This window comes from Polaromonas aquatica (genome assembly GCF_050626995.1).
GTDB lineage: Bacteria > Pseudomonadota > Gammaproteobacteria > Burkholderiales > Burkholderiaceae_C > Polaromonas > Polaromonas aquatica_A.
Genome location: NZ_CP192467.1, coordinates 334,860 through 347,225 on the forward strand (window position 1 = coordinate 334,860; position 12,366 = coordinate 347,225).

A 12,366-nucleotide genomic window follows, 5' to 3' on the forward strand; every position below is an offset into this window, starting at 1 on the left:
AACGCCAGCCCCATCACGCCCGCCGGCACCACCATGCCGCCACTGGCAGCCCACACGCCGATGATGGCCCAGTACCTCGGCATCAAGGCCGAGTACCCCGACACGCTGGTTTTCTACCGCATGGGCGACTTTTATGAAGTCTTTTTTGCCGATGCCGAAAAAGCCGCGCGCCTGCTCGACATCACGCTGACACGGCGTGGCCAGTCGGCCGGCGAGCCTGTGGTGATGGCAGGTGTGCCCTTTCATGCGCTGGAAGGCTATCTGGCCAAGCTCATCAAGCTCGGTGAATCCGTGGCCATCGCCGAGCAGGTCGGTGACGTCGCCACCAGCAAGGGCCCGGTCGAGCGCAAGGTTGTGCGCGTCGTCACGCCCGGCACGCTGACTGACACCGAGCTGCTGAACGACAAAAACGAATCCATCTTGCTCGCCGTGCACCAGGGCGCGCGCAACACCTGCGGCTTGGCCTGGCTCAGCGTGACACAGGGCGAAATCCACCTGGCGCATTGCGCCAACGACGAACTCGAAGCCTGGCTGGCGCGCGTGGCGCCCAGCGAGCTGCTCTACAACGTCGATGTGACGCCGGCCTTTGAACAGCGCCTGAAAAGCCAGCGTTGCGCATCGTCTGCCCGCCCTGCCTGGCAGTTCGATGCGGCGCTCGGCGCGCGCCGGCTGCTCGACCAGCTCAAGGTCGCCTCGCTCGCCTCGTGGAACGCCGAGGCATTGAACGAAGCACATGCGGCCGCATCCGCCCTGCTGGGCTATGCCGAGCACACACAGGGCCGCGCGCTCTCGCATGTACAGGGCCTGCAGGTGGTGCGCTCGGGCGAGCTGATCGAGTTGCCGCAAACCACACGCCGCAACCTGGAGCTCACGCAGACACTGCGCGGCGAAGACTCCCCCACGCTGTTTTCACTGCTGGACACCTGCACCACCGGCATGGGCAGCCGCGCGCTCAAGAGCTGGCTGCTCACCCCGCGCCGTGACCGCGCCCAAGCCGCCGCGCGGCTCGAAGCCATCACGCATCTGCGCGGCGGTGCCCAGCAAACGCTGCGTGCCAGGCTCAAGGGCTGCAGCGACGTCGAACGCATCACCGCCCGCATCGCGCTGCGCCAGGTGCGCCCGCGTGAGCTCGTGGCGCTGAAAGACACGCTACAAAAAGCGGAGCTGGTGGCGCCCGTCGATAGCGGGCTCCCGGCACTTTTGGTCAACATTTTCGAAGACTTGCAACCGCCCGCAGGTTGCAGCGCTCTGCTGGGCCGTTATGTGCTGGACGAGCCCGCCGCGCTGGTCCGCGACGGTGGCGTCATCAACCACGGCTGCGACGCCGACCTTGACGAGCTGCGCGCCATCCAGACCAACTGCGATGGCTTTTTGCTGGATCTCGAAGTCCGCGAAAAAGCCCGCACCGGCATCGCTAACCTGCGCGTGCAGTTCAACAAGGTGCACGGTTTCTACATCGAAGTGACGCAGGGCCAACTCGACAAGGTGCCCGACGACTATCGCCGCCGCCAGACGCTGAAGAACGCCGAACGCTACATCACGCCGGAGCTGAAAGCGTTTGAAGACAAAGCGCTGTCGGCGCAGGAGCGCGCGCTGGCACGCGAAAAATGGCTGTACGAACAGTTGCTCGACCAATTGCAGGACTTCATCCCCGCGCTGTGCCGCCTGGCGCGCGCCCTTGCATCGCTTGACGCGCTGTGCGCGCTGGCTGAGCGCTCGCTCACGCTCAACTGGGCCGCGCCCGTGTTTGTGCGGGAGCCCTGCATCGACATTGCGCAAGGCCGCCACCCGGTGGTCGAAGCGCGCCTGGCCGAAACAGGCGGCGGCTCCTTCATCGCCAACGACACGCGCATGAGCGGCAAGCACCGCATGCAGGTCATTACCGGCCCCAACATGGGCGGTAAATCGACTTACATGCGCCAGGTGGCGCTCATCGTGCTGCTGGCCAGCGTCGGCTCTTACGTGCCGGCGGCCGGCTGCAAGCTCGGGCCCATCGATGCCATCCATACCCGCATAGGCGCGGCCGACGACGTGGCCAATGCGCAATCGACCTTCATGCTCGAAATGACCGAGGCCGCGCAGATCCTGCACGCCGCCACGCCGCATTCCCTGGTGCTGATGGACGAAATCGGCCGAGGCACCTCGACCTTCGATGGCCTGGCGCTGGCCGGCGGCATCGCGGCCTACCTGCACAACAAGACGCAGGCCTTCACGCTGTTTGCCACCCATTACTTTGAACTCACCGAATTCCCGGCGCAACACCACGGCGCGATCAATGTGCACGTAAGCGCGGTTGAGTCCGGCGCCGACATTGTGTTCATGCACCACATCGAGCCTGGCCCCGCCAGCAAGAGCTACGGTATCGCCGTGGCCAAGCTGGCGGGCGTGCCTGCCGCGGTCGTCAACCACGCCCGCCACGCCCTCACTGCGCTGGAAACCCAGCAGACCGAAACCCGCGCCCAGGTGGACCTGTTTGCCGCCCCGCCCGAAGCGGCCGCACCCGAGCAAAGCGCCGTGGAAAAGGCATTGGGTACCATAGACCCTGATGCACTGAGCCCGCGGGAAGCGCTCGATGCCCTGTACCGCCTGAAGAAGATTTCCGTCACACCGTGATCCAGCGCAGCCCGACACCCCCCACGCCTTCTACGACCCCACAAACCCCAGACCACCTCATGACTTACTGCGTCGCCGCCAAACTCAACGCCGGGCTGGTGTTCCTGTCCGATTCGCGTACCAACGCCGGCCTGGACCATATCAGTACCTTCCGCAAGATGATCGTCTATGAAAAGCCGGACGACCGTTTCATGGTGCTGCTGTCAGCAGGGAACCTGTCGATCTCCCAATCCGTCCGGGAGATTTTGCAGGTCGAGCAGCTCAAGGACCACGAAGGCGGCGAGCCCATCACGATCTGGAACGCCAAAAGCATGTTTGACGCCGCGCGCGTGCTGGGTTCGGCGATCCGCCGCGTTTACAACCGCGACGCCGAAGCGCTGAAAAACGCCGATGTGGACTTCAACGTGTCGCTGGTCTTCGGCGGGCAGATCCGCGGCGAGAACATGCGCCTCTTCCAGATGTACTCAGCCGGCAACTTCATTGAAGCCACCGACGAGACACCCTACTTCCAGGTCGGCGAGTCCAAATACGGCAAACCCGTGCTGGACCGCGTGCTCACCCCGGCCACCCCGCTGGCCGAGGCCGCGAAGTGCGTGCTGGTGTCCATGGACTCGACCATGAAATCCAACCTCTCCGTCGGCCTGCCGCTGGACCTGGTGGTCTATGAAGCCGACACCTACAAGAGCGACAAGATCGTCTGCATCGACAACGACAATCCCTACTACCGCATGATGCACAGCAGCTGGGGCCAAAAGCTGCGCCAGGTGTTCGACAGCATTGAAGATCCGGTGTGGGACGACGCGCACACCGACATCCCGCTGAAGATGCCGGCCACGCGCCACGAGCCATTGAAAAAAATCAGCACGCCCGACGAGAAACTGATCTAGGCCCGGTAAACGTTACCGTGCCCAATTCCGCAAAACCGCTGGTCATCTTTTCCCACGGCAACAGCTTCCCGGCGAGCACCTACAGCGCGGTATTCCAGAGCCTGAAGGCGCGCGGCTTCCAGCTCAAGGCGATTGAAAAATTCGGCCACGATCCGCGCTACCCCGTTACCAGCAACTGGCCGCATCTGGTTCAGCAGCTCGCCGACTTCACAGCCCGCGAAGTTGAAAAGTCCGGCCAGCCGGCCTTCCTCGTCGGCCACTCACTGGGCGGGTTTTTAAGCCTGATGTGCGCCGCTCGCAATCCGGTGCTGGGTGGCCAGTCCGTCAAGGGCGTGGTACTGGTCGATTCGCCCATCCTGGGCGGCTGGCGCGCCGCAGCGCTGAGCGTGGCCAAGCGCGCACAGCTGGTCGGCTCCATTTCACCCGGCGCCATCAGCCGCAAGCGCAAGAACCAGTGGCTGGGCAAAGAGGAGGTGTTCGAACACTTTCGCAGCAAAAAGGCCTTTGCCGCCTGGGACGAACAGGTGCTGCGCGACTACATCGAGCACGGCACGCACGACGGCGCCGATGAAGGCGAAGGCCAGCGGTTGCTGAGCTTCGATCGCGACGTTGAAACCGCGATCTACAACACCCTGCCCCACAACCTGGAGGGCCTGCTTAAACGCCATCCGCTGAAATGCCCCGTCACCTTTATCGGCGGGCGGCAGTCTGTGGAGATGAAGCAGGTCGGGATGGCGATGACCGAGAAGGTGACCAAGGGACGAATCATGATGCTCGATGGGAGTCATTTGTTTCCCATGGAGAAGCCTTTGGCAGCGGCGGCTGCGATTGAAGCGGCTTTGAGGAATTTCCTCGACTAGCTTGGTGTGGTTCCGGCGGACGCTCGCTCTGCTGAGGCTTGTTGGCCGGGGTTGCCCGGCATGCAACTCACTTTCTTTTGCTTCGCCAAAAGAAAGTAAGCAAAGAAAAGGCGACCCTGCTGTCTGCGTCCCCTGCGCTGCGCTCCGGGGAAACCTGCGGTGCTCGGTCCAGCCGGGGTCAAAAACAACTCGCCTGCGGCTCAGACAAGTTTTTGCCCTGATCCGTCTGGCCCTGCGCTCCTCGGCGCATACAGAAGGGGGTGGGGGAAGAAATCCAACAGCCGAATGCCAAAACCGAACACCTGAAGAAACAAGGACACGCCAAGGCGTGTCCTTGTTTGTCTTGGTATTGGTTTGCTTCTCTTCGGACTTCCCCGTCCTGGCTGGGCCGAGGAGCGCAGAGGCAAGCGGATCAGGGATCGCGATTGTCTGAGCCGAAGGCGAGTTCGAGCGAGACCCCGCTTGCCTCGAGCACCGCAGGTTGCCTGGAGCGAAGCGTAAGGACCCAGACTGCGGGTCGCCTTTTCTTTGGTGACTTTCTTTTGGCGAAGCAAAAGAAAGTTACTTGCCGCCGGGCAACCCCCGGCCAGCTGTACCAGCAAAGAGCGCGCCCATCAAATCAACGGCAGCCTCAACGAAGATGCTATCAATTCAATAGCATATTACCCCAGCATTCCTTGGCCAAAAGGCCAAAATCACCTAAAAAACCTCCGCTGCACAACGAAGGCATCTCCACAACCCGCCCAGCCAACCCGGCAAGCCGCCAGCAAGGGTAAGTCCCCATCCGGCCAAGGTAGTTTGTGAGGCCCCCGAACTCAGTCCCTGAGTTCGGCCGGCACCTTGCCGCCATTGGCCGCAAGTTTGTTCATGACCTGCTTGTGCAGCCAGATATTCATCGAAGCGCTGTCGTTCATGTCGCCGGTGTAGCCCAGTTCCTTGGCCAGTTCCTTGCGCTCGGCCAGGCTGCTGTCCAGGTCCAGCAGTTTCATGAGGTCGACGATCGAAGTTTTCCAGTTGAGTTTTTGGGAATTCTTGCTTGCGAGGTCATTGAGCAGAGCTGCCACATCGACCTGCTGCAGGAGTGCCGGTGCGGGAGCCGTCGCTGCAGGGGTTGTTGCAGGCGCCTGTGCCGACGTTGGCGCCTCGTCATCACGCAGCGAGGGAAAAATCTTGCCGAAAATCTTGCCAAGAATGCTCATGGTGCGCCTCAGGGTGAAGTTAAAAATCCAGCCTAACACCACCATGTGACGTTTCCTGTCAGACGTCACGCCAACCGCAGGCACCGTGACACCTCAGCTCATTGCGATGCCGCACCCACGCGCCGCAAACCGCCCTCACCCGCCCTGGCCGTCACATCCACCTGCCACACCACCTGGTCGTCCACCGCATACAACCAGCACCTGGACTTCGCTTTGGCACACAACCGGAAGGTCGTCGCCATCGCTTCAGGTTCGCCGGCATTGAAGTACCAGCCGCCTTTTTCGGTCACGGCAAAGGCTTTGGGATTTGGCAAGGTGCGAAAGTGGGCATAACGCGCCTTGCCGGCATCACTGAGGGGCACTGCCGCCGTGTCATCGACGGCCGCGAAACCTGATGCGGGCGGCACTTCATAGTGATGGCCCTTGAAGCGCTGGGCATGCGAAAGCAGCAAGGGTTGTCCAAGCTGCGCAGACAAAAACTCAAACATGCGCGCATGGGAGGCCTCCCGTGCCGCGGGGTTGCCACCCACCATGGCCTTGCCGGTTTTGGTGTTGCCCAGCCCTTCCATTTGCCTGACGGGACCTGGGCCGTCGAAACCATGGTAACTGCCGGGGTAGACGACCAGGTCCACCGGCGCATTGGCTTTGTCCTTTTGCAGGCGCTGCTGCAGGGAGACACATTCCCTGGCCGGCGTCCAGTCATCGAGTTCGCCACTCATGATGAGCAGCGGCATATGAACTTCATAACTCCACATCTTGTTGCTCAGCAGGCAACCGGGGTAAAAAGCGACGGCGGCGCGCGGCTGCACCTTCTGCGCCTGCACATATTTGTCTGTGGCGTCGATGGTGCGCAGTACCGTCTGCGCGCCATGCGACCAACCCAGCACCACAATGCGCGACGCGTCAACAGACGGCTGCTTCACCAGCCAGTCGATGGCAGCAAACACATCTTCGCGGCGGTCGCTTTCATTGATCGTCCGGAGCCTGTTGGGAATTTCGCAGATCGACTTTTGCCCGCGCGGCGTGAAACTGTCCAGCGCCAGGAAATGCATACGCTCCGCATTGAAGTACCCGCCATACCGGAAAAGGCGGTCGGCAAAATTGCCTTTGCTGTCGAGCCCGCCGCCGCAGCCGTGCAGGCCAATGACAACCGGCTGCGGGGACTTGCCCCCAGCGTCGAACCAGTAACCGGGAATCTGCAGCTTGCCATCCTGCGACGGGATGGACACCGGGCCGCTCGCGTATGACGGCGGCACCGGCAACAGGATGAAAAGAAGCGCAAAAAAATGCCGCAACCAGGTCATGGCTACCTTCCCTTCTTTGTGGATGCGCGGTTTCCTATTCTGCCCAGACCACCAGGCCGCTCCATGCCGTTGCCAGCACCACAATGCCAAAGGCGATGCGGTACCAGGCGAAGGGTACAAAACTATTGGTCGAGATATAGCGCAGCAGCCAGCGCACACACAGCCAGGCACTGATGAAAGAAAACACCAGCCCCACCGCAAACATGGGTGCGTCCGCCATCGACAGCAACGCGCGCTCCTTGTAAAGGCTGTATGCACCGGCGCCGATCAGCGTGGGCATGGCCAGGAAGAACGAAAAGTCAGTTGCGGCCTTGCGGGACAACCCGAGCAGCATGCCGCCAATGATGGTGGCGCCGCTGCGGCTGGTGCCGGGAATCATGGCAAGGCATTGCACCAGGCCGACCTTGATAGCGTCGACCACGCTCATGTCGTCGACCTCTTGAATACGCGCAACCGCCGGATTGTTTTGCTGGCGCTTTTCAGCCCACAAGATGATGAAGCCGCCAATGATAAAAGTGCTGGCCACCACCACCGGCGTAAAAAGATTCTCCTTGATCGCCTTGCCGAACAGCAGACCCAGCAGCACCGCCGGCACAAATGCGACGAGCACATTGATCACAAACTGTTGCGCTTTTTTCTCCGTCGGCAGGGCCACAACCGTGGCGCGGATCTTCTGCCAGTACACAAGGATCACTGCAAAGATGGCGCCGGTCTGGATCGCGATGTCGAATACCTTGGCCTTTTCATCGTCAAATCCCAGCAGGGCGCCGGCCAATATGAGGTGTCCTGTCGAGGAGATCGGGAGGAATTCGGTCAGTCCTTCGACGATGCCCATGATGGCGGCTTTGATCAACAGTGCAATATCCACGCGGTCTCCAAAAAGTAGCGGAGATTATCGCCGCCGACGTCGCCCCCCACGGTCGCTCACTGCGTGTAGCTCCCTGCCCCTTGCACAGAGAAAGGGGCCGCCCGCCTGCGGTCTGGCAAAGCCAGTCCCGCGGCTCATGCTGGGTTTAAGAGCCTCAGCGTCAGCCGCCGCACCGTGCACGTTCGGTGAAAATCCTTCAAACCACACAATGCCCCGATCGGGCGGTAGCCCGAGCGCCCAAAAGAAGAGGAAACACCATGCACCGTTATGTCCTGAGCTGCCTGTTGCTGCTCGCCGCCACCTGCGCCCAAGCCGGCATGGGTTTTATAGAGCTGCCGGGCCTGCAGGGCGACGGTCCTGTCAGGGTGTTTTACCCTTCTGCCGGTGAAGAGCAGCAGGCCCAGTTCGGGCCGTACTCGCTCAAGCTGGACCGTGGCGGCCAACCGGTGCGCGGCAATACGCGCCTGGTTGTCATTTCGCATGGGTCCGGTGGTTTGCCCTGGACGTACACCGACCTGTCCCGCCGCCTGGTCGAAGACGGCTTCATCGTCGCATTTCCACAGCACCGGGGCGACAACACCATGGATCCTTCCAAGCCCGGGCCCGACAGCTGGAAGCAGCGCCCTGCCGAGGTATCCCGTGCCATTGATGCCGTCGCGCATGACCCGCGCTTCGCACCGCTGCTGTCGCTGGACAAGGTGGGCATGTACGGCATGTCGGCTGGCGGCCACACCGCCCTGACACTGGCCGGCGGCCGCTGGTCGCCAGCCATGCTTGGCCGCCATTGCGAGGCACACATCGCCGAGGACTTTCACACCTGCGTCGGGCTGACCACCCGGCTGACAGGCGGCATGCTCGATGGCGTCAAAAAAACGGTGGCCCTGGCAGTGATCCGCCAGAGATTCAACGATGCGGCCTGGCAAACCCATGCCGATCCCCGTATCCGGGCGGTTGTCGCGGGCGTGCCGCTGGCAGCGGATTTCGATCTGGCGTCGCTGGCCTCACCGCCCGTGCCGCTTGGGCTGGTGACCGCCCAGCAAGACCAATGGCTGGTGCCGCGTTTTCACAGCGGCGCGGTTCTCCAAGCCTGCAAGAGCTGCGAACACGTGGCCGACCTGCCTGGCGGTGGGCATGGTGCGCTGCTGTCGCCCCCTCCGCCAGGCAATGCGATGTCGGCCCTCGCCAAGGATCTGCTGCTGGACCCACCCGGCTTCGACCGCAGTCAGCTCCCTGCCGTGGACCGCAAAATCAGCGCCTTCCTGCGCAAGCACTTGATCCCCTGACCTTCCGCAACGGCCGGAAGCAGGGGTAATACGCTCCCAGGCGAAATCGCGTCAAAACGGACGGAAATGAGCCCTTTCGGTGCAATTTTTGCCTTCATAACGAACCAATTCGAAGCATTAGTAAAACTTATCTCCTCGTACATTCGTTCCCGGATGGGCGAACCCTACTACCGCTTCGTGAAAGTGAAATATACATTCGGTTACATCACTATTAACACCAAGGTTCTCACGATGAACAGCCTCGCTTCCCGCCGCCATTCTCTGGTTGCCCTCACCGCCACTGTTGTCACAGCCGCCCTGCTTGCAGGGTGTGACAACCCGCCTGACACGATCAAGATCGGCGTTGCACAGCCCCTTTCGGGCAACCTTGCCGCGCTCGGCCAGGACTTGCACAACGGCGTGAAGCTCGCCGTGGACGAGCTCAACAAGGAAGGCTTCCAGATCAAGGGCAAGACCGTCAAGATCGAGATCGTGGCCATGGACGACCGTTCCGATCCCAAAGCCGGTGTCGAAGTCGCCCAGCAGCTTGTAGACGCTGGCGTGGTCGCCGTCATCGGCAACCTCAATTCAGGCGTCAGCATTCCGGCCGCACCGGTCTATGCCGCAAAGAATGTCGCCCAGCTGGCCATTTCGACCAACCCAAAGTTCACCGAGCTCGGCCTGGCCACCACCTTCCGCCTGGTCGCCAACGACAACCTGCAGGCCCGTGCCATTGGCTCTTTTGCCGCCAACCAGCTCAGCGCCGGCAAGTTTGCGGTAGTCGACGACGGCACCACCTACGGCAAGGGCCTGGCCGCAGGCGCGACTGCAGAATTGAAGAAGGCCGGCAAGGAAGTGGTTGTCGCCCATTCATCGGACGACAAGACCACCGCATTCGACGACCTGGCCGCCAAGATCAAGGCTGGCAACGTCGAAGTGATCGTGTCCACGCAAGGCGACTTCCAGGTCCTCGCCCTGATGGAAGCGCTCAAGAAAATCGACTACACGCAGCAGGTCAGCATCCTGGGCGGCGACACCATCAAGACCACCGCCATGCTCAAGGGCAGCGACATCGTCAAGGGCCTGTACGCCACCTCTCCCATTCTTGACGCCAAGGAGTTCGTCAACGGCAAGGCCTTCCTCAGCAAGTACCAGGACACCTACAAGATGGAGCCGGCCTACGGCGGCCACTACACCTATGACGCCATGTACATCCTGGCCGGCGCCATGAAGCGCGCCAACTCGGTCAAGCCCGAGAAAATCACCGAAACCCTGCGCACCTTTGACGGCTACGCGCCCATCACCGGCTCCATGAAATGGGATGCCGTGGGTGAGCAGCGCTACGGCGTCGTGGGTGTGTACTCAGTCCGCAAGGGTGTTTGGGATCTGCAGCTGCGCTCCGACCGCTGGTAGGCTAAGCTTTCGGTCGCCATGACCGAGCCCACACTCCCACCAACAGCCGCTCCCTCCGCGCTCTCCAGCGCATCGCCTTCCCGGCAACACGCCGCGCCCGCCGAAGTCCTGGACTTCTGGCTGGGCGACGGCGTGGAAAAGGAATGGCCGACACAAGACCTCGGCAAACGCTGGTTTGGCGGCGGCGCCGAACTCGACGCGGACATCCGGGCGCGTTTTGGCAACGAGGTCACAACAGCCGTCAACGGCGGCCTGCAAGACTGGGACCAACCTCCCCTGCATCGCCTGGCGCTCGTCATCCTGCTGGACCAGTTCACCCGCAACGTCTTTCGCGGCCAGGGCAAGGCCTTCGCCGGGGATGCACGGGCGCAACAGCTGGTACTGGAGGCGCTGGCCGCGGGTGACGACCTGCGGCTGCCCTGGGCCGGCCGGATCTTTATGTACATGCCGCTGATGCATGCCGAAAACCTGACGCTGCAGGATGAATGCGTCGCGCGCTTTACTCGTTTGCAGGCCGATGCGCCAGCCTCACTCAAGCAACGCTTTCAGGGCAACCTTGACTTCGCTCACCAGCACCGGGACATCATTGCCCGGTTTGGCCGCTTTCCCTACCGCAACGCGTCACTGGGACGGACGGATACGGCGGAAGAAGCCGACTTCCTGCTAAAGGGTCCGCGCTTCGGGCAGTGAGAGCCCACCCCCTTTCAGTCTCACTTCGTGTAGCCTGCTCCCCCTCAGGGGGCGGCGCCTGCGGTCTGGCAAAGCCAGTCCCGCGGCACCCACTGGTGAATACCCCGTGGAGCCGGCGCTGCGGAAGTTATGCATCAAATCGACCTCGAGTCCTTGCAAAACGGGCGCGAGCAGCTACCAATTTGATAGCAATCGGCATAGAACACGATGCGAAGCGAGCCGTACCAGGGCCAGCATGAACCGTGGAACCGGCTTTGCCAACCACAGGCGAGCGATCTGCACAAAACGGAAAGCACAGGGGCCTTTTCGAATCCAGCATCCATCCTGCGGCGTATCAGTAGCGGACGGCCGCGCCACGCGCAATAAAACGAGCGGCCGCCAGCCTACGCCGGCCTGCCTGGCCGGTTCATAAAACCCAGGAGTTTAAAAATGATGCTACGTACTGCCACCGCCTCAGCTTCAGTTCTGTTCGTATCCCTGCTCGCCGCCTGCGGCAGCATGACGCCCATGCAGCCGATGTATTCGCAGGCCGGGCTGCCCGCCGCCATCCAGGTTCCGGCCGGCAACAAGGTTGCGATGGAGACGGTAGGCGTGGGCGAAATCACCTACCAGTGCAGCGCCAAAAAAGACATGGCCGGCCAGTTTGAATGGGTCTTCGTCGGCCCCGACGCAAAGCTCAACAACCGCAGCGGCATGCAGGTCGGCAAATACTACGGCCCGCCCGCCACCTGGGAAAGCATGGACGGCTCCAGGCTGACCGCCACGCAGATCGCCGTCGCTCCCAACGGGACAGGCAACATTCCCTCGCAACTCGTGAAGGCGAACCCGGCCACGGGCAGCGGCGCCATGAGCGGTGTGACCTTCATCCAGCGCGTGGACACCAAAGGCGGCGTTGCACCAGCCATGCCTTGTGCCGCAGCCACCATGGGCGCCAAACAAATCGTGAAGTACCAGGCCGACTACATCTTCTACAAGGCGATGTAAGGCCAGCCAAGACGGCGCCCTTGCCCGCCGCGTTTCGGCGCGACCCCAACGCTTTTTGCGCCAGGATGCGCTGCCAGCTCTGAAACCAGGCGGGGCTGTTTTCCGGCCCGCAAGGCTTGCTTCTGGGCAGGCCCGGCGGGCTTTTTTGCGGGCACCCGGCGCAGGCGCCTGGAAATGGCTGTACCCCCCGTTTTTACCCGCAACCGGTACGGAAACGCGCTGGCAGCCGGCCTGCGCGGCGTCCTACAGATGTTTGATGTCCGCCAGGATTTACTGCAAAAGGGAC

General features: G+C 62.1%; 10 protein-coding genes. 7 read left to right on the forward strand and 3 right to left on the reverse strand.

The annotated features are described in order from the left end of the window. The first annotated feature begins 33 nt into the window (after nt 1-33). Genes mutS through ACQ4MS_RS01625 form a run of 3 tightly spaced genes read left to right on the forward strand, consistent with a single transcriptional unit; the run spans nt 34 to nt 4,360 of the window. Nucleotides 34-2,613 carry a DNA mismatch repair protein MutS gene (gene mutS, locus ACQ4MS_RS01615; protein ID WP_431099511.1) on the forward strand — a complete coding sequence of 860 codons (2,580 nt, stop codon included), beginning with the start codon at nt 34-36 and terminating at the stop codon, nt 2,611-2,613. A 59-nt stretch (nt 2,614-2,672) separates the two neighbouring features. Next, nucleotides 2,673-3,500, forward strand: coding sequence for a peptidase (locus ACQ4MS_RS01620; protein WP_431097302.1), 828 nt, complete (start codon nt 2,673-2,675; stop codon nt 3,498-3,500). Between the two features lie 17 nt (nt 3,501-3,517). Beyond that, nucleotides 3,518-4,360, forward strand: a complete 843-nt coding sequence (locus ACQ4MS_RS01625) for an alpha/beta hydrolase (protein WP_431097304.1) — start codon at nt 3,518-3,520, stop codon at nt 4,358-4,360. A gap of 815 nt (nt 4,361-5,175) precedes the next feature. On the opposite strand, the gene ACQ4MS_RS01630 is transcribed toward ACQ4MS_RS01625, so the two are convergent. The 3 genes from ACQ4MS_RS01630 to ACQ4MS_RS01640 all read right to left on the reverse strand — a co-directional run bounded on the left by ACQ4MS_RS01630 (nt 5,176) and on the right by ACQ4MS_RS01640 (nt 7,731). Then, nucleotides 5,176-5,559 (reverse strand): DUF3597 domain-containing protein, encoded by a 384-nt coding sequence (locus ACQ4MS_RS01630; protein WP_431099512.1) that lies wholly within the window; start codon nt 5,557-5,559, stop codon nt 5,176-5,178. Between the two features lie 98 nt (nt 5,560-5,657). Then, a complete protein-coding gene (locus ACQ4MS_RS01635) occupies nt 5,658-6,863 on the reverse strand; it encodes a dienelactone hydrolase family protein (RefSeq protein WP_431097305.1) in 1,206 nt (401 codons plus the stop codon). Between the two features lie 34 nt (nt 6,864-6,897). Continuing rightward, complete coding sequence (locus ACQ4MS_RS01640; protein ID WP_431097307.1) at nt 6,898-7,731, reverse strand: undecaprenyl-diphosphate phosphatase; 834 nt, start codon at nt 7,729-7,731, stop codon at nt 6,898-6,900. A gap of 257 nt (nt 7,732-7,988) precedes the next feature. Between ACQ4MS_RS01640 and ACQ4MS_RS01645 the strand changes: the two genes are divergently transcribed. The 4 genes from ACQ4MS_RS01645 (at nt 7,989) to ACQ4MS_RS01660 (ending at nt 12,080) form a co-directional block, all read left to right on the forward strand. Further along, nucleotides 7,989-9,014, forward strand: a complete 1,026-nt coding sequence (locus ACQ4MS_RS01645; protein WP_431097308.1) for an alpha/beta hydrolase family protein — start codon at nt 7,989-7,991, stop codon at nt 9,012-9,014. A 231-nt stretch (nt 9,015-9,245) separates the two neighbouring features. Then, nucleotides 9,246-10,406, forward strand: a complete 1,161-nt coding sequence (locus tag ACQ4MS_RS01650; RefSeq protein ID WP_431097309.1) for a branched-chain amino acid ABC transporter substrate-binding protein — start codon at nt 9,246-9,248, stop codon at nt 10,404-10,406. Between the two features lie 18 nt (nt 10,407-10,424). Then, nucleotides 10,425-11,096, forward strand: coding sequence for a DUF924 family protein (locus tag ACQ4MS_RS01655; protein WP_431097311.1), 672 nt, complete (start codon nt 10,425-10,427; stop codon nt 11,094-11,096). Between the two features lie 429 nt (nt 11,097-11,525). Then, entirely contained in the window at nt 11,526-12,080 is a 555-nt protein-coding gene (locus ACQ4MS_RS01660; protein WP_431097312.1) for a DUF3455 domain-containing protein, read from the forward strand. Nucleotides 12,081-12,366 lie beyond the last annotated feature (286 nt).